This window comes from Dapis brunnea BLCC-M229 (genome assembly GCF_050015995.1).
Lineage (GTDB): Bacteria > Cyanobacteriota > Cyanobacteriia > Cyanobacteriales > Microcoleaceae > Trichodesmium.
Genome location: NZ_JBNHEP010000295.1, coordinates 19,244 through 37,529, shown reverse-complemented (window position 1 = coordinate 37,529; position 18,286 = coordinate 19,244). Strand labels below are relative to the sequence as shown.

Here is an 18,286-nt window from a genome sequence, read left to right as displayed (position 1 = left end):
GAGATTTATAACTTTAACTTCTTACCTTATAAATAATTATGTTACCAAAAGAAGAACTTCTCAAAGGAATCGAAAATCGCGAAGCTATTACCAGAATAATAGACTTAGCTGAACAAGCTATTAAAACTTGGGAAATTACTCAGAGTGATTTTTTATCTCCACCAGAAATATTTGAAGCAGAAAGAATTTTTCAAAAGTTAACTGAAGTAGAAATAGTTGCATGGGGTGGTTATCCTCAAGCTGAACGAAAAAGATTAGCGATCGCTCGTTCAGATTTACCTATTGATATTTCGAGTGTGGAATTAAAGGCTATTAATATTGAGGGAAATTTTCTGTTTGATACTGCTACTCACCGAGACTTTCTTGGTTCGATGTTAGGCACAGGAATTGTTAGGGAAAAAACGGGAGATATTATTGTTTTGGGAGAACGAGGTGCCCAGGCAATTGTTGTTCCTGAACTGGTGGAATTTTTAGAGATGAATCTCCAACAAGTTCGGTCTGTTCCTGTTAAAGTTAAACCCTTAGAATTGAGTGATTTAAGAATAAGAGAACCGAAAAAGAAAGAGTTAACAACTGTGGAAGCTTCTATGAGATTAGATGCTGTTGCTTCCGCTGGTTTTGGAATGTCTCGTAGTAAAATGGTTGATTTTATTGAGGGGGGAGATGTAAGAGTTAATTGGAAAGAAATTAGTCAGGCAAGTTATCAAGTTAAGTCTGGAGATTTAATTGCAATTCGAGGAAAAGGGAGGTTAGAAATAGGGGAGGTTGCTATTACAAAAAAAGAACGTTATCGGGTGCAGTTAACGCGTTATGTTTAAAATTAGGTGGTGGTGCATAGTAATGGTAGAAAAAGTTTGGGAAGTATGGGAAGTATGGGAAGAAATTAAAAAATATATATCTTCACCATTACGGTTGCAGGACAACCAAAAATTATTCAACTGTCTAATGTTGTCATTGCGAGGCGATAATAGAATAAGTTAATCTTCTGGGAAAAGCAGATTTTCAGCCGAAGCAATCTCATAATTTGACTCGGAAAGATTGGCACGGAGAGTAATGACTGAGTAAACCAATATAACTGTAGGGACGTTGCATCCAACGTCCGTAGTGCATGCAACATTCCTACTCAATAAAATGTAGAAAAGTTTTTCAGGTAAGAGTATTACCGAATAATTAACAATTATTAATTATTAATTAAATAATTCAGCTTTATTAGCCTCCCCTTTCAAGGGGAAAAGAAGAAATGAAATAATGTTTCCTTTGAACTGAGGAAACACAAAAGACTTGAATTGACCAAACTTTTTGAAGCGCGGAAATCCATGACCCCTCTTCTGAAAAGCTTCCCAGGTGTCGTGCAGTCTACGAATAGTAGTCTGCAACACCTGAGAATGCACCAGGCCCAAACGCGGGAATTGCTTCTTAGCTTTGGGCAGGTTGTTTTGTTGACGATGGTAAGACGGGAACGGCTCATCGGCAGGAATGATGTACTCCTTCTCCAACGAGCACCTGTCTACAGCAGACTGTGTAGGGGCACTTTGACTTGTCCCCAGAGAGTGTATCTTTGGTCAGCTAAGAAGAAACGAAGCAACATGGATTTATCCTGTTGCGTAGTATCTGCTTAGAATCCCCGTGACTAACCTCCGGGGAGTAGTCAAGCAGATTCCCTGAAATAGGCAGGAGAAAACCCCTAATCCCGGAACCGAGGTTGAGGAATTCCACATTGTCGTCCCATGCGCAACAAAGTTTTCTGAACACAAACCTAAAAAAATAACGGGAGGAAGTTAGCCAGCCTGTTTTAACGGCTGGTTGAATAACGACACGCGGGTAATAAAGCGTAGTAAAAATCTGCTTTACTTGCTATACTCTGCTTTACTTGCTATACTAGAGATAGCAAGTAAGAACAAGGTTTGTTGCCATGACAAGACCGCTAGTGCGGTGAAATTCCGGTGGACAGTATAAGGGGAATTAATTTCCTACGACGGCTGTTTGCGCAGCATTCCGCAGGAAAAGCAAGCAGGCAGCTAAAGCAGCGAGAAGATTGCTCCAACCAGCGTGAGTAAAACCACTCGTGAAAGCTAAAAAAAAGTAAGCTCACAGCTAGATTTTGGTGTATGCCGAGGAGTTTAGAAGTCTGCCCTTCAGGCTGTAAGGAAATGTGGATTTATCCCCTAAGCGGTGGGTAAACCACGGAATCCAGGGTGTTTCAACCCCTGGAGATGTCAAACAAACCCTCTATAACCATGTTCTTAACTAAAATTAACCAACTTATACAAAACTAGCAAAAAACAATGAAAAAATCTCTAGACAATTCCAAAACTAACAAAAACCAAATCGCAAATGTCCAAATCTCGGCCAACACCCTCAAGGAGCTGTCCATCGAGGAGCTGTCGAGTGTCTGTGCTGGCGGCGATTCTAACAGCAACACATACAGTCGTTTCTTGACGAATTATGAATGTAATCGTTGTCAAGATTTACCCAAGTCCGACTCCAACCAGAGCAATTGATTAAATATTGTCCTATAACTGAATTATCTCAAGAAATAGTGAGGTTTGACACTCAGTTAATGCAAAGCCCTGAAATATCAGGAGTTGAATATCAGCAAGGTGAATTGCATGGCTATGAGCTAAGAGAATATTTGCTCGAAAATGAGTATAAATACTCAGAAGCCTGACATCCTTGCCCTGTCAGAACTTTAAAATAAGATGCGTTTGCCCTACGACTCCAACTGATGGCTCCTCGTTTCAGCCTAGCCGACCATCCTCTGATATAGAACCCATTTGGGATCTATTTAAAAAGAGAGGGGGAAGATGGGGAGATGAGGAGGTGGGGGTTGTAACTGTTGGCTATAAATCGAGACTTAAATGCTAGTTTAAATCTAGCTATGGCGGTCAGTGAGAGCTCCGCTAACGCGTTTCGCGCCAGCGTTGCGAAGCAAACGACCGTGACAGCCTGTGGATTGGATAACGCCGACGTTACCAGGTAGAAACAGGAATAGAACAAGCTATCTAGAGATAATCATAGATTTGCATAGATAGGTGTATTGGATTATCACACTAGGTGGTCAGAATGTAGTACCTCGTCTAGCTTTAAAATGTGGGTAAAGAGCGAGTCAATGAAGACCTCTCCCCCAACCCCTCTCCTGCAAGGAGAGGGGGGAGATTTTACCCACAATTTTAGTCTGGACGCGCTGGTAGGTTGGGTTGAGGGACCGAAACCCAACAACAATAGATATTTCCCACTTGTTAGGTGAAAACCATAGGTATCTGTTGGGTTGCGCGATCGCTTCACCCAACCTACTAGACTATTCCTCCAAAACCACATCTTCATAAAGTACCTCAATTGGAAAACTCAGCTCTACAGAAGTTAAATTTACCTCATCCTTGTTCCCCATAATTAGAAAGTTCCAAAATGCCATTTTGATTAAGTCGAAAACATTCAACTATCATCTTTTGTGCATTAATCAAAAGATATTTTTTCAAAGTAGAAAGACGACGATAATTTTGAAACTTTTTACCGCGTTCAATTGCTTCAGTATCAGGAGACAAAATTTCAGCAATTAAGCAAGGATAATAAAGAATTTTAGTTGCACCTCTATCTTGTTCCTTGTAAGTAATATCATGTCCGGTTGAATAGTTATAATTAAAGCTTGTAGTAGGGCTTGAGCAATATCTATAATTTAGGGCTAAAGCCCTACTACAAACAAAAATTTTTTGTTTCGCTTTCCTACGGAATGCTAACGCAAACGCGACATGAAACAGGTCAGCAGAACGGAGTTCTATCACTCATTATCCGGACATGATATAACCATTAGATCAGGATAATAAAAAGGTCAGACTTCAAAAACTCCAAGTTTAGCATCTGCCATTGATATTTCACTTTACCCCACAGGTGATTTTTTAAGACTGTAGTTAAGTTAACCGCAATGTAATTATGAGGAATAGTTCCTCCAGTCATATCAAAAACTTGACCGTTCATATATTCATATTTAATCGGTTGTTTTTCCTCCCATTCCAGATATTCTTGAGAGGTCATTAGTTGGTTTTTAGGTTGGGCAGTCATTAAGTATATCTCCGAGTAAATTCGTAATTAATTTATTACTAAAGAAACATGATTTAAACCTAGTTATTTCCTGACAAATCATATTCTCTTAAATGCTTACAATAATAAAAAAGTATTGACACTTTGTAGGTTGGGTTGACAAAGGAAACCCAACAATAAGTTATATATGTTGAGTTGTACCTTAACGCAATCTACTGGACTGACACAGCTAAAAAGTTTATTGTTATAAGGTAGATTAGATGGCTAAAATCTAAGCTATCAGAATTGTTTCAAAATCGCTCATAACGAACCATTGCACCGTTTTAGATATCTTGCTCCACTGATTATCCGAGTATAATATAACTAATAAATCTAGAGGTAAAGATATGCCACGTTTATATGACCGAGCCTATAAAATATTAGAGGTAGAAGTTGACAAATGTGCTAAGGAAGATTTGGTTGGGGAAGTGGGAAAAAATATAGTAATGAAAAGATTGGATAAGTTAACTTTCCAATCAGGAGAACCCCTAAAAGAAGAAGAGTTAAGTTATTTAGTAAAAGACCAATTTCCTAATTTTAGTGAAACAGTTATTCAGAAAGCAGCTAAAGCAAATAAACCACCAGGAATGTTGAGTAAAATTGCCTGGATACCTGCTGCATTAGTGGGAATGGCAGGGATAGTTTGGGTAGCAAATTTACCCTATCCAATGATTCGTAAACCTGTGGCGAAAGTAGCACCAATAATTTTGATTCCTAGTTATATAAATATGGATTATAACTATCGAGAGGCGATCGCTAATGTTGAACAAGCAGACCAATTAATTAATAAGGCAACTTCCAGCGCAGATATCAATTTTGGTGCTGAAAAAGTTGCTTTGGCGCAAAAACATCTTGATGAATTGCCTGTCTGGTTTTTGGGTTATTATCCTGAAAGATATTGTACCTTTTTCAGTTGTTCTTGGAAATTCACATTAGATGAATTTGAAACGGCGAGAAAACAGGTAGGGCGAATGGAGGCGAAGATATTTCAAGAAAAAAATGCTCAAACATTGTTAACGGAGGCGGAACAAAAAATTGCCGCAGCTAAACAACAATATCTAGAAGCTGCAACCTCCACAGAAAAACAGCAGGCGATCGCTAACTGGCAAACTGGAATAGATAAGTTAACACAAATTCCATCTGTTACTGTTGCTGGAAAAATGGCAAAACCACAATTAGCAGCAACTAAGCGAGATTTTCAAGCAGAGGTGGGTTTAGCTGGTGGTAGTAAACGTAGTGATGTGATAATTGAAGCAGCGAGACAATTTGTTTTGCAAGCAGGTAAAATTTCTGAAAATGAACCCCATCCAGAACAGAAATTGCAATTGGCAGTCAGTTTATGGGAACAGGCAATTAATCAATTAAAGAAAATTTCTGTAGATAACCCAAGTTATGTAGCAGCACAAACTAAATTGGCAGAATATCAGGTAAAACTGAGTGAAGCTAAAATGCGTTTAGAAGTAGAAAGGGAGTCAGGAACAGCTTTTAAGCGGGGTAAAGATTTAATAGCAGATTGGCAAAAATATGCTGTTGATAATTCCGATCGAGGTTTACTTACTAGTAAGTTACAGGAAATTATTAATCAGTTAGAGAATGTTCAACCAGGAACAACTTATTATCAAGAAGCTCAAGAATTATTGAAATTTGCTAAGAATAAACAGAAAAATTTATAAGTTGAAATTAGTCAGGCAACACAGAAATTTTGTCAGGGATGCACAGATGAAGTTTTTCGCTCTAAATATTTAGGTAGGGGATATTTGGAAATCGTCTACCTATTTTTTTGAATTAAGTGCATAGTTTTTTTGTAAAGTGGTAAAATTGTTTGAGAAAATTTCTTAGGTAACACCTACATATTTTAAATGCTTTGAAAAGGGGGATTTTGAATAAGCATTCAGCCGTCAGCTACTAATTAGAGGAAGAAGTAAAAGCAACTGAGAAATTGAGATAAAATTAAAAATTACTGCCAAAGTAAGTTTCTTGTTTGTAGTTGGGCTTTAGCCCTAAATCAAGAGTGGGCTAAAGCTCAACTACAATCTTAATTAATTCTTGCCTTGTGCGATGCAGTTCTTAATTAAGGAGCTTTTGAGGAAATTCTTGAAGACTACGATGATTTAGAAAAAATCGATATTCTCGCCACTTTACAGTTTGCTACTATTGTACATCAATAATTTATAATATTCAGTATTTTCTTAAATATATCTATTAGAATTAAATGAGTCCATCCCTAGAAGAATCTATTGTTTTAATTAGTAGTAGTAAAAAAGCAAATGTTATTGGAACTGGATTTGCTTTTTATCAAGCAGATAATTATACTTATTTGCTAACTTGTGCCCATGTTGTTGAGGGTGTGGGTGGTGAGGAAAATTTATTGGTTAATAATATTCCGGCAGAAGTTATTTCAACAGGAGATGTTAATGGTTTTGATTTAGCAGTGTTGGGAGTTGAAAAGTTGAATGTACCACTTTTCCAGCTAATAAGTTTATCCGAAGCAGAAAATCAAAAGTTTCGGATAGCAGGTCATTATCTCTATGGTGAAAATAAAAACGTTATGCTGGAAACTGTTAATGGAACTCTAGGGAAAAAGCGTTTTGCTCGTCAAAATAATGAAACGGTGATAGCTTGGAATTTGTTAATTAATGAAGGCGATCGCCTTCGTCAAGGTTATAGTGGCGCACCTGTAGTTGATCTGAGCGATCGTGTTTTGGGTGTAGCTACCAATATGGAGAATGAGGGAGCGGAAGGATTAGCTATTTCGGTAGAAGCTTTAAATAAAATTTGGCCTGAAATGCCTGTTGCTATTTCTCTACAGTTCTCTGAAGTTGAACTCAAGTCTGATGTTGCTTATGACTATAATAAATTAAAGAAATTGCTGAGTGAGGGAAAGTGGAAAGAAGCAGATGAGGAAACATCTCGTTGTATGTTGCAAGTTGCAGGGCGAGAAAAGGAAAGTTGGCTCGATATAGAAGATATAGATAAATTTCCTTGTACAGATCTCCGTACAATTGACCAACTTTGGGTAAAATACAGTAATGGTAAGTTTGGCTTTTCTGTGCAAAAGGAAATTTATCAGAGTTTGGGTGGTACAAGAGAGTATGATAAGAAAGTATGGGAAGCGTTCGGAAAGGAAGTCGGATGGCATCAGAAGGGGAAATGGTTGTATTACTCTGACCTAACTTTTAGCTTAGATACACATTACATGGGGTACCTCCCGATACCACGCGCTTCATGGCTTGAACGATTCCTCTGGATGGTAGCGATTAGTTGGCCTCTTCTCTCGTTTAGCTTCTCTTCTCTCGCGCAAAGACTTGTCAAGTGTAACATATAACCGTTTCCGGCGCTTTATTCAGTTATCAGTTTTTTATAACCCATTTATCGCCGATCGCTCAGATATCAGTTATCAGTATGACAGCAGTTTTCAGCTCAATGAACCACACTAAAAAAATGATAACCCTGTAGGGACGTTGCATAAAGCATCCCTACTTTGTCCTCTGCTAATCATAAACTTTCCTCTTCATCAAAAAATAAAGACTCTAAATTACGGTATCCACTAATTACTCTGACAATTTCTATTTCCATCTCAGTTACTTGATATAAAATAATATAACCATCCAAAGGAACACCTCTTAAATTAGGCATAATTTCAGCATAACTTCGTCCCATCTTCGGAAACTTAATTAAATTTCTACACTTCTCAGCAAAACGTTGAACAAAGCGATCGCCTGCTTCTATACTAACGTTAGCAAAATAACTAGAAATTTCATCTAAATCGCGAATAGCTGCTTGAGAAAGACTATATTTATTCACTTAAATTTTCCTCTCGCATCTGCTGAAATTTTGCTTTTAATTGTGCAATAACAATTTCTCCATCAACTTTTTCTCCCTTTTTTAATTGTTCTAAACCCACCTGAACTTTTTGGCGAGTTTCATCAAGCCATTGTTCATAATCTTGTTTTTCTAATAGTTTTAAAGCAGAATCAATAACTTCCTCAATGTTGGTATATTTTCCCTTGGCAATTTGAGATTGAATAAACTTTTCTTGTTGTGAACTTAAGATGATATTCATAACTACATAACCTGATTTTTTATTAAACTAACATTATTAACAATACTAGAAATCACTCGCTAACAGGCTCCATATTACCACAAAAAGAGACAGCCACATTATATCCAATACGAATGCCAAACAATCTAGCTAGGGGATTTTTATCATAGAGATAATCTGCTGCTTTTAAATCATCTTTATCAACAGAATAATCCTCCCTTTCAATATCAATAATCACCATTTACCTATATTCTATGGTGTTTAAACAGCAGCGCGGATACTATTTTGATAAAGCTGTTTACCAATCTTCCCAACTTCTTCATAACTTAATAAGAGTGTTTCCATCAATATTATGCTCCAAAAAAAGGATTGTTTATTTATAATAGCAGAAGTAATAATAAACTAGCTACAACAATTCTTTAATCTGTGAGGTACAGATATTCGATCCCCCCTAACCCCCCTTCAAAAGAGGGGGGGACTTCAAAGTCACCCTTGAAAAGGGGGATTTAGGGGGATCGTAAGTTTACCTCCGAGATTCGATAATTGCTATATCTCATATCAAATTCGGTGATATTGGTACAATTCAATATTGTCAGGGTTTGGAGATCAAACCCCTACCAAACAAAATAAAGATAAATGAGCGATCGCCATTCCGGTCAGCTAACAATTTAATTATTATTATTTTTGAACTTAAGGACTATGTAAAAATGGCTTACAGTGATTTTAAAACTATTAATCAAGTTCAAGCGACTTTTGACCTTAGTATTAATATGGTTAATCTATTTCCTAATATCGAGTTAGTTGAACCGAGTGAATATTTGAAAATGACTCTGAAACGTAATCTCAAAGTTGCTTTTGATAATAATACTGAAAAAGCTCGTTCGGAGTTAATTATTGCACCCTTGTTGATAGAAATAAGAGAAATATTTGATGGTAAAATTAGCTTGTTTTCTGGCAAAGATTTTAATGTCGATATTACCAGCGGGCTAAATGGGTTTTGTGACTACATTTTGAGTGCTTCAGAGTTCACTTTAGAAATAGAAGCTCCTGTAATAACAATTGTTGAAGCTAAAAATGAAAGTACAAATGTAGGTTTAGGTCAATGTATTGCAGAAATGGTGGCAGCACAGAGGTTTAACCAAGCCAGAAATAGAATAACTGAAAGTATTTATGGTGCTGTTACGACTGGTCGTATCTGGCGCTTTCTCAAACTTTCTGGTCAAAATGTTGCTATTAATAATGAGGAGTTAGTCATTGAAAATGCAGAAGATATAAATGTTTCTAAGATTTTAGCAATTTTAAGTTTGCCTATTAAACAATTGAACAGTTAATTTTTTTGATTCCTCTAAAGGAGAAACAAAAAAAATTCCTTTGAGAAAAATCTTCTTCTTTATAAGAATGAGGTAATTATTAATTATTAATTGTTAATTGTTGAATTGGTTATTATTTTGCCTGTATAATATATTCAGGACTTACGCATGAGATACGAAAAATTAGGGTTTGAGATTGCTTCCCTATAGGTCGCAATGACGAAAATACCTTGTATTGTGTAAGTCCTAATATTAAAAATGCCCCAATTAATCTGGAGGTAATTATGTCAGAAAAATTGACTATTCTGCCCCATGAAGATCCAGACACTAATAATATGATTCTGGAGAATGACACTCGCTTCCCCCATGGAGATCCAGACACCAGTCACATGATTCTAGAGGATGACACTCCCTTGGATAGTTTTATTAATGAAAAACAACAACGTCTGCTCACAACTGTATTTTATAGCGGTGCGGAAATACCTATAAATGTTCCTTTTATTGTTGCTGCCAATGTGGGTTTATTTTCTCATCTTTTAGATTCAGGAATTGTACCTGATGTCTTTTTAAGTTTGAATATTATTGGTGAGAAAGAATGGTGGGAGCGTAATGTTCGCTCTTATTTATTCTGGGAATTTGGCAAAGCACCAGATATCGTAATAGAAATTGTTTCTCCGACTCCCGGCAATGAATTAGGAAGTAAATTAACGGATTATGCAAAGTTAGGAATTCCTTATTATGTTGTCTACGATCCATTGCAAAAACTTAGTCAAACTGTACTGCAAGTATTTCAACTACAAGTTAATTTTTATATTCCTAAAAATCATGCTTGGTTTGCTCATGTTAATTTGGGATTAACTCTATGGAATGGTGTATTTGAAAATGTTAATGGTACTTGGTTGCGTTGGTGCGATGCTGATGGGAATGTAATTAAAACAGGAGATGAAATAGCAACAGAAAAAAATCTGGAAATTTCCCAAAAAGATGCTCAAATCTCCCGAAAAAATGCTGAAATTTCTCTAAAAGATGCTCAAATCTTCCAAAAAGATGCTGAGATATCTCTAAAAGATGCTCAAATTAAACAGGGATTATTATTGGCAATTGAAATGGGATTAAAACTGAAGTTTGGTGATGAATATGTGGGAATTTTATCAGATATTTCAAAAATAGATGATGTGAAATTATTAGAGACAATAGTATCTCAAATTCCCCAAATTTCCTCAACAGATGAATTGCGAAAACTATATATAGCGCTACGCGCTAGGGAATAGGGAATAGGGAACAGGGAACAGTAGACTATCAAAGGGTTTCAATATTTAGAAATGTCCTAACCTTTGCTTCAACTGCTATACTATGGATAATTGATAATTACGATCAAAAATAATTATCCATTTGGGTAGACCTCAGCAGGGACTTTACATGCAACGTCCCTATTGGGCAATCATTTTTTAAATGTGGTTCATTGACCTAAAAACTGTTGTAAGCTGACCATAATAATACCATTTCTCAAAAGCTTTTCTATATTTACTAATTTACTAGAGTAGGGGAGTGAGGGAGAAGTAAACATAAGACTGGATTAACATATTTATTACCTCAAGTTAGCAAAAAGGTGATTTAACCTGTATGAATTACTTAATAGCTGAAGTGTTACCAAAGTATAGCATTAATGCATGGGAATTGGTATAATACATAATTCTTAACAGACAATCCTTAAATGCTTGTGTTACAAGGGGAATTAATGTATTACAAAACTAATTAATTTCTTTAGGAGCATACAAATTTATGTCTACAAATACACCAACTCTTGCAGGATTATACGTTGTATCCTCAGAGGAGAAACTGACTTTTCCTCTGAAACACACGGAAGTTAAAGCAAAAATAGCGGGCAACCTATCCCGCGTCGAAGTAACTCAAAAATTTGAAAACCCATTCACCGAACCTCTAGAAGCAACTTATGTCTTCCCACTTCCAGATGAAGCTGCCGTTGATGAAATGGAAATAAAAATCGGCGATCGCCTGATTAAAGGCAATATTAAAAAACGGGAAGAAGCAAAACAAATTTACCAAAAAGCTAAACGAGAGGGTCGTACTGCTGGGTTACTCGAACAACAGCGCGACAATATTTTCACTCAATCTCTCGCCAATATTAAACCAGGGGAACAAATAGATGTAATTATTCGCTATACAGACTCCCTGAAGTTTGAAGGTGGCGACTATGAATTTGTTTTTCCGATGGTAGTTGGACCTCGCTATATTCCGGGAACGCCTCTAGATGGAAGTGGGGATACAGACCAAGTTCCCGATGCTAGCCAAATTACCCCACCAATAGTTCCCCCGGCGACTCGTTCGGGACATGATATTGGTGTCACTGTAGAAATAGATGCTGGGATGCCAATTTTTCAGGTTCATTCCATATCTCACCAAATTCAAAAATCTGAGCGGGGAGAAATTGTCACAGTCAAATTAGGGAACGAAGATACTATCCCCAATAAAGACCTCATCCTCCGGTATCAAGTTGCTAGCAATAATACTAAAGCAACAGTATTAACTCAAGCAGACGAACGTGGCGGACATTTTGCTCTTTATCTAATTCCAGCATTACGGTATCGCAGCGATGAAATTGTACCGAAAGATGTTGTTTTCCTGATGGATACTTCGGGTTCGCAACGAGGAGACCCCCTGCTCAAATGTCAGGAATTAATGCGCCGTTTTATCCACAGACTTAACCCCAACGACACTTTCACAATTATCGACTTTTCTAATACAGCCCAAAAATTATCAGAAACACCCTTATCGAATACACCTAGAAATATTGCTACGGCAATTAACTATATCAATAGATTAAATGCTAGGGGTGGCACTGAAATGCTCAATGGTATCCGGGAAGTTTTGAATTTTCCCTCCCCATCTGCGGGAAGACTGCGGAGTATTGTCATGTTGACTGATGGGTATATTGGTAATGAAAAAGCAGTATTGGCGGAAGTGCAAGACAAACTCCAACCGGGTAACCGACTTTATAGTTTTGGCGTTGGTAGTTCGGTGAATCGATATTTGATTAACCGTTTAGCAGAAATTGGGCGGGGTATTGCCAGAGTCGTGCGACAGGATGAACCGACTGAGGAAGTAGCAGAGAAATTTTTCCAGCAAATTAATAATCCTGTATTGACTCAAATTGAGATTAATTGGCATGGTAAGGGTGACGCGCCAGAAGTTTATCCGGTGGCAATTCCAGATTTATTTGCCGAACAACCTTTAGTTTTGTTTGGGCGAAAACAGGATGTTGTGGCAGGTGAGTTGCAAGTCAATGGTATTGCTGCGGGAGGAGAAATTTATCAGCAGACTTTCCCAATTAATTTTGCTGAAGGTGGCAATGTGGCAGTTGCTCAACTTTGGGGACGGCAAAAAATTAAGCATTTGACGAATCAGATGTTTGATTATGAGAAGAAGTCGATGGTAAGTAAAGTGACAGAGACTGCTTTGAGTTATCAATTGTTATCTGAATATACAGCGTTTGTAGCAGTTAGTGAAGAGGTGCGAGTTGAACCGGGTGGTAAGAGCATTTCGATGGAAGTTCCTCTGGAAATGGCAGAAGGAGTGAGTTATGAGGGAATTTTTGGTGCAGCAGTTGCAGAATATCAAGCAAAAAATCTGGAAGGTGCTCGGATGACGTCACGCCCTGTGGGAAGAAGAAGAAGAAGAAGTGCACTCGATGAAAATGCAATGATGAGTATGGCTAAATTGGAACTTTCAGATGCGTCTAGATCTGAAGCAACAGATTGGATGGAGCAAGAAAAGGAAAGAGCAATTTCTATCGATCCAAAGCCTTTAAGAAGAAGGAGAAGAGCAAATAACAAAAAGCAAGATTCTCTAAACCTCACTCATAATACTTTGCAAATTATTCAGGTTACTGGCTTAGATGGAGCAGCACAAGAAAATCTGCAACAGTATCTACAAAATGTGAATATACCACCAAATATTCATGGTGAAATAGTTTTGGAATTGCAGGTAAAAGGTAAGCGCGTACTTAAAGTCATTTTAGATGATGAAACTTCTACATTGAAAGATAAAAAAGTAGTAGCAGAAATTAAGCGATCGCTACTAAAATGGCGCGTTCCCTCCGGTGCAGCAGACAAGATTTCAATTACAATAAAAGTTAATTCGTAATAACAAGTGGCAAATCGTAGGGTGTGTGACGGCATCCTCTTTTGGATTTTAGGGAAACTCAGAAAATTTTGCCGTCACGCACCTTTTTTTAGATGGTAAATTATATCATATTCGGATAATCACTTATAATAAAGTATATGGTTTGTAGTAGGGCTGAAGCCCTACTACGAACTTTAATTATAATAACTATTTAACCGAACATAATATAAATAGTAAAATATTTATATCGAACGCTCGATATATTTTATTTGACTCTGGCAGAAAAACTGATAACTGAATGTAGCGATCGCCATCCTTTGAAAATGCGTTGGTAAATCAAGAGATGAAACTTTAAAAGTAATCTGTTTTAATACCTCTAAATATTTAACCAGAGTAACTGGTGGGTATCACCCCTAGTAGAAAATCATCCCACCAATTACCAACGCCTTTGAAAAATGCTGAGATTATCATTATTTTCCATCATCCGTGCATCCGTGGCAAAATCCCTGTCTAGCTCTTTTCAATTTTAGGGAAACTCCAGAAATTTTGCCGTCACGCACCTTTTTTTGAGATGGTAGATAATATCAAATCCGGTAGTATCGGTATAAAAAAGCAGAGAAACCGGGTTTGTATCAAATGCCCTACAATAGTAACATTAACCTCCCACAAACCCGGTTTCTTATGATATAAAATCCGGTTGAACAGTCGTCATTGCGACGATAGGAAGCAATCTCAGGGGTGCGCGGAGATTGCTTCCTTCCACTCCGTTCCAGTCGCAATGACGGAGGTTATAGTAATTATCTGGATTTGATATAACACTTCCATTGCAAGCAGATTTGATATAACAGGACTTACGCAAATTATTAGACAATACGCTATCCGTAGAGGGCGAATGCCATTCACCCCTACTAGATATAGCGGTTCTGCATAATTTCTGAAAAAGCTACTATTTTTCCAAAATACTTATCTAATCTTAGATTAGAACAACTTTTTCTAGCTGTCAAGCAGCGATCGCTTATCAAAACTGCGGTCATAATTTCCCAAGCTGAAGAATCCCGCGTTGTCGCTTAAGCGCAACAACGTCGGGAGTATGTCAAGCATTCAAACAATATTCAATCCGAACTTGTTTAATCGTATTTTCACCCGCTTCAGATAAAAATATATCGCACCGAACTTCTTGTAATCCTAACTCAATAAACTGGGCAAGTTCTTTCTCCGATAAAGGCCAAGGAGGACCATCAGGTACAGAATCATTGTCCCGTATGCGAGTAATTACCACAAGTGTACCCCTATTTGCCACTAAAGGAGCAATGCAATTAATAACTTGCGATCGCATCTCTACTGGCAAAGCTTGAATATTCCGCGACTCCACTACTAGATCGAATTTACGATGCCATTCAGAATCTAAGGCTAATAGATCGGCAACTAAATAGTTAACCGAAGAATCAGGAAATCTTTCCTGACACCAGGCGATCGCCTTAGTCGAAATATCAAAAGCTGTCACCTGAAAACCAAACTTTGCTAGACCTTCCGCATCATCACCTAAACCACACCCAATAACTAAAGCAGTGTGTCCTTCTCCTTGTGGTTGAGAAATATCTAACCACTCTTGTAGATATGGATGTGTCGTTAAACGCGCCCAAGGTATTTGTGTAGCATCACCCTCAGCTTCAGAATATAAAATATCAAACCATGCAGTGGGATTTGTTTTTTGTGATTCAGTTGCCAACTTCTTTACTTTTTGTTGAATAGCTTCTGGTTGTTGTTCAAACATTATATTTTATGTCCTAATTGTTCAGTCTTAATTTTATCCCAGTGAAGCAAAAAACATAGCTTCCTTCTGGTAATGACGTGACGCAGATAAAATAGTGGATTAGTTTAGTGGTGTAATACCAAATTAATAAATGTTTACTACAAGTAAAAGGAAGCAATCCCAAGCTTTTAGAGATTGTTTCACTTTGCTCGCAATAACAGTTATTCAACCATACTTTATATTAGAGGTTAAGAATATTCCTATTACCTCATTCCTTACTCTTCATAGAACCAAAAAATATCTGTGCTACTATTTGTCATGCTAATTAATCATAAATTGTGATATTTTTGTTATTAATGGGAATACTATAATTAAACAAATACATCTAAAATTAATATCAGCTTATGAATAAGAATCTAATATGGTTATTCGTCATTATGGCTACAGTTTTTGTCACTGCTGGAGACAGTCTGGAGTTTATGCCTGAACCTCTCCAAAATGCCAGTTTAGAAAGTCGTAAATTTGTGGTTGGGTTATGGCCTGATTGGTTGAAAGGTAAAAATACTAATGAACGTACAGAAAAAGCTGTGGATGAGTTGGAAAATCCTGGTAAAAAAGAATAGCAGCTAACAGAAGTAAGGGAAGAGAAAATCTTAGGTTATATGAAAATCAGGTTTCAAGTTTCCTACTGAAGTAGGAGGTACTGATAACTGATAACTAATAACTGAAATGACCTCTTCCCTTTTCCGAGGAAATTTTTAGCGTTTCTTTAACCAGCTAAACATGGCGCGTAAGTCTTTGCCAACTTCTTCAATAGGTTGTTCTGCTTCCTGGCGACGGATGGCAGTAAATACAGATTTGCCTGTTTGGTTTTCCATGACAAATTCGCGGGCAAACTGACCAGACTGAATTTCACTTAAGATTTTACGCATTTCGGCGCGAGTTTCATCAGTAACGATGCGAGGTCCACGAGTGTAGTCCCCAAACTCAGCAGTATTGGAGATACTATTGCGCATATTTGCCAGACCACCTTCGACAACTAGATCAACTATAAGTTTGACTTCGTGGAGACATTCAAAGTATGCTAGTTCTGGTTGATATCCAGCTTCTACTAGGGTTTCAAACCCAGCTTTGATTAATGCACTGAGACCGCCACAGAGAACAGCTTGTTCGCCAAATAAGTCGGTTTCAGTTTCTTCCCGGAAGGTAGTTTCTAGAATACCAGCGCGGGTACCACCAATACCTTTAGCATAAGCCATGGCGCGATCGCGGGCTTGACCAGAAGCATCCTGGAAAATGGCAAATAGACAGGGTACTCCTTCTCCTTGTTCGTAGGTGCGTCTAACTAAATGTCCGGGACCTTTTGGTGCTACCATTACTACATCCACGTTTTCTGGAGGCAGAACTTGACCAAAGTGAATATTGAAACCGTGGGCAAAAGCTAGGATTTTTCCTTCTTTGAGATGGGGTTCAATTTCATTTTTATAGACGGTTTTTTGTACTTCATCTGGCAAGAGAATCATTATTAGGTCTGCCATTTCGGCAGCTTTGTCTACTGGGTAAACATCTAGACCTGCTTCTTTTGCTTTGGTAGCAGACTTACTGCCTGGATAAAGTCCGACTATTACTTTTGAGCCACTATCTTTAAGGTTCAGAGCATGAGCATGACCTTGAGAACCATAGCCAATGATGGCAATCGTTTTGTCGTTTAAGATGTCCAGGTTAGCATCGGAGTCATAGTACATTTTGGCCATTATTGTTGTCTCCTGTCAGTAACTATTATTATTTATGCAAAACTTTTATTATATCAAACAAAGTAAGAAAGAAGAAGGAAAAATAAATATTAATTATCTGTGAATGTAAATTTATCCCATCTATTCAAATCTTAGTATTTTGTTTATAAAAAGTCTCTAAAATATCCTCAAATATGAAAACTGAATACTTTATTTTTATGCAAACTAAACTTCACATCTAATACCAATTCACTTCAAAGATGTCACAAATAGTTTTAAATTCTCTATGTAAAATAATTTCCTAAAATTACTTTGGTGTCAAAGTTTTGAACCTATAAAATATTACCGAATAATTAATAATTAATAATTAATAAATTAAATACCTTGGTTAAAAGCCTATCCTTTCAAGGGGAAAAAGCGGTCGTTTCGGCTGTCGCCGACATGAATGCGGAGCATGACCTAGGATGGGATAGATGGGTTACCTAACCATATCCAATCTTCCCTTGAGAAAAGTGCTAGGATATTTCCTTATCTTCAATTCCCTCGCGGTTTTAACCAGAGGTAATTATCCATTATCCATTAATAACTTTTGACTTTTGAATTTTGAATTTTGAGTTCCGTACACCTTCTTTAACAATCAATATCCATCAGGTCCAATAGTCGTATGGTCAGATTCTGCCATTGATAAATCAACTTGTCTAGCTCGAAACAAATTACACCATCCCAATTTAGCATTATCTAACTTTGCTTTTTCTAGGTTAGCCCCTCTCAAATCTGCATACCTTAAATCTGTATCTGTTAAGTTTGCATTATATAAGTTTGCACCTTGTAAATTAACTTGACTCAAATTTGCACCACGAAGATTAGCATTACGTAAATTAGCTCTCGACAGATTTCCCTTTTGCATATTACTATCAGATAAGTTAGCTTGATAAAGTTTAATATCTCCCATTTCTACTTCTGGCAAATTACATCCTTGAAGGTTAGCTTGATTCAAATTTGCGTATGGCAGATAAGCTCCTTTTAAATCAGAACCTTCTAAATTAATTCCTTCTAAATCAGCTTCAAACAACTCTATATTACTTAAATCAATACCACAAAATTCTCTTTGACCTTCAGCATATCTCGATAGTAATTCCTCTGCACTCATCTTCTCCATCTTAATATTTTTAGAGCTACTGGTTAACAGTTGATAATCATCGTTTATTAAATAAATAATAAGTATTTATAC

17 protein-coding genes and 1 pseudogene are annotated in these 18,286 nt (G+C 37.1%); 9 read left to right on the top strand and 9 right to left on the bottom strand.

The features are described from left to right. Positions 1–38: 38 nt before the first annotated feature. Together ACP6PM_RS33930 and ACP6PM_RS33925 are read left to right on the top strand one after the other, a co-directional pair. Positions 39–818: a photosystem II S4 domain protein gene (locus ACP6PM_RS33930; protein ID WP_426591251.1), complete on the top strand. Its 780-nt coding sequence runs from the start codon at positions 39–41 to the stop codon at positions 816–818. A 22-nt stretch (positions 819–840) separates the two neighbouring features. Beyond that, positions 841–981 (top strand): hypothetical protein, encoded by a 141-nt coding sequence (locus ACP6PM_RS33925; RefSeq protein WP_426591250.1) that lies wholly within the window; start codon positions 841–843, stop codon positions 979–981. A gap of 206 nt (positions 982–1,187) precedes the next feature. On the opposite strand, the gene ACP6PM_RS33920 is transcribed toward ACP6PM_RS33925, so the two are convergent. Beyond that, positions 1,188–1,496: a hypothetical protein gene (locus ACP6PM_RS33920; protein WP_426591249.1), complete on the bottom strand. Its 309-nt coding sequence runs from the start codon at positions 1,494–1,496 to the stop codon at positions 1,188–1,190. A 998-nt stretch (positions 1,497–2,494) separates the two neighbouring features. On the opposite strand from ACP6PM_RS33920, the pseudogene ACP6PM_RS33915 reads away from it, so the two are divergent. Beyond that, a pseudogene (locus ACP6PM_RS33915) lies at positions 2,495–2,641 on the top strand (RRXRR domain-containing protein); the annotation flags it as partial. Between the two features lie 730 nt (positions 2,642–3,371). On the opposite strand, the gene ACP6PM_RS33910 reads toward ACP6PM_RS33915, so the two are convergent. Then, positions 3,372–3,779, bottom strand: a complete 408-nt coding sequence (locus ACP6PM_RS33910) for a Uma2 family endonuclease (protein ID WP_426591248.1) — start codon at positions 3,777–3,779, stop codon at positions 3,372–3,374. A gap of 25 nt (positions 3,780–3,804) precedes the next feature. After that, positions 3,805–4,056, bottom strand: a complete 252-nt coding sequence (locus ACP6PM_RS33905; protein ID WP_339379475.1) for a Uma2 family endonuclease — start codon at positions 4,054–4,056, stop codon at positions 3,805–3,807. A gap of 365 nt (positions 4,057–4,421) precedes the next feature. Here ACP6PM_RS33905 and ACP6PM_RS33900 point away from each other — a divergent pair, with 365 nt between their 5' ends. Together ACP6PM_RS33900 and ACP6PM_RS33895 are read left to right on the top strand one after the other, a co-directional pair. Beyond that, positions 4,422–5,747: a hypothetical protein gene (locus ACP6PM_RS33900; RefSeq protein ID WP_426591247.1), complete on the top strand. Its 1,326-nt coding sequence runs from the start codon at positions 4,422–4,424 to the stop codon at positions 5,745–5,747. Between the two features lie 539 nt (positions 5,748–6,286). Then, positions 6,287–7,399 carry a GUN4 domain-containing protein gene (locus tag ACP6PM_RS33895; protein ID WP_426591246.1) on the top strand — a complete coding sequence of 371 codons (1,113 nt, stop codon included), beginning with the start codon at positions 6,287–6,289 and terminating at the stop codon, positions 7,397–7,399. Between the two features lie 170 nt (positions 7,400–7,569). On the opposite strand, the gene ACP6PM_RS33890 is transcribed toward ACP6PM_RS33895, so the two are convergent. The 3 genes from ACP6PM_RS33890 to ACP6PM_RS33880 are packed head-to-tail and all read right to left on the bottom strand — an operon-like array spanning position 7,570 to position 8,357. Then, the gene (locus ACP6PM_RS33890; RefSeq protein WP_426591245.1) at positions 7,570–7,878 is read right to left on the bottom strand and encodes a type II toxin-antitoxin system RelE/ParE family toxin; all 309 of its coding nucleotides are present in this window, start codon (positions 7,876–7,878) and stop codon (positions 7,570–7,572) included. Next, complete coding sequence (locus ACP6PM_RS33885) at positions 7,871–8,137, bottom strand: type II toxin-antitoxin system ParD family antitoxin (protein WP_426591244.1); 267 nt, start codon at positions 8,135–8,137, stop codon at positions 7,871–7,873. Before ACP6PM_RS33885 ends, ACP6PM_RS33890 begins: the two co-directional genes overlap by 8 nt. Positions 8,138–8,189: 52 nt before the next feature. Further along, entirely contained in the window at positions 8,190–8,357 is a 168-nt protein-coding gene (locus tag ACP6PM_RS33880; RefSeq protein WP_426591243.1) for a hypothetical protein, read from the bottom strand. Positions 8,358–8,823: 466 nt separating this feature from the next. On the opposite strand from ACP6PM_RS33880, the gene ACP6PM_RS33875 reads away from it, so the two are divergent. The 3 genes from ACP6PM_RS33875 to ACP6PM_RS33865 all read left to right on the top strand — a co-directional run bounded on the left by ACP6PM_RS33875 (position 8,824) and on the right by ACP6PM_RS33865 (position 13,590). Beyond that, on the top strand, positions 8,824–9,447 hold the full coding sequence (locus ACP6PM_RS33875) for a hypothetical protein (protein WP_426591242.1): 624 nt from the start codon (positions 8,824–8,826) through the stop codon (positions 9,445–9,447). A gap of 263 nt (positions 9,448–9,710) precedes the next feature. After that, a complete protein-coding gene (locus ACP6PM_RS33870) occupies positions 9,711–10,697 on the top strand; it encodes a Uma2 family endonuclease (protein ID WP_426591241.1) in 987 nt (328 codons plus the stop codon). A 511-nt stretch (positions 10,698–11,208) separates the two neighbouring features. Continuing rightward, positions 11,209–13,590: a VIT domain-containing protein gene (locus ACP6PM_RS33865; protein ID WP_426591240.1), complete on the top strand. Its 2,382-nt coding sequence runs from the start codon at positions 11,209–11,211 to the stop codon at positions 13,588–13,590. A 1,072-nt stretch (positions 13,591–14,662) separates the two neighbouring features. On the opposite strand, the gene ACP6PM_RS33860 is transcribed toward ACP6PM_RS33865, so the two are convergent. Beyond that, complete coding sequence (locus ACP6PM_RS33860) at positions 14,663–15,343, bottom strand: class I SAM-dependent methyltransferase (protein WP_426591239.1); 681 nt, start codon at positions 15,341–15,343, stop codon at positions 14,663–14,665. 383 nt (positions 15,344–15,726) lie between these two features. On the opposite strand from ACP6PM_RS33860, the gene ACP6PM_RS33855 reads away from it, so the two are divergent. Continuing rightward, positions 15,727–15,945, top strand: a complete 219-nt coding sequence (locus tag ACP6PM_RS33855) for a hypothetical protein (RefSeq protein WP_426591238.1) — start codon at positions 15,727–15,729, stop codon at positions 15,943–15,945. Between the two features lie 135 nt (positions 15,946–16,080). On the opposite strand, the gene ilvC is transcribed toward ACP6PM_RS33855, so the two are convergent. Together ilvC and ACP6PM_RS33845 are read right to left on the bottom strand one after the other, a co-directional pair. Beyond that, positions 16,081–17,076 (bottom strand): ketol-acid reductoisomerase, encoded by a 996-nt coding sequence (gene ilvC / locus ACP6PM_RS33850; protein WP_426591236.1) that lies wholly within the window; start codon positions 17,074–17,076, stop codon positions 16,081–16,083. A 616-nt stretch (positions 17,077–17,692) separates the two neighbouring features. Continuing rightward, positions 17,693–18,214, bottom strand: coding sequence for a pentapeptide repeat-containing protein (locus tag ACP6PM_RS33845; protein ID WP_426591235.1), 522 nt, complete (start codon positions 18,212–18,214; stop codon positions 17,693–17,695). Positions 18,215–18,286 lie beyond the last annotated feature (72 nt).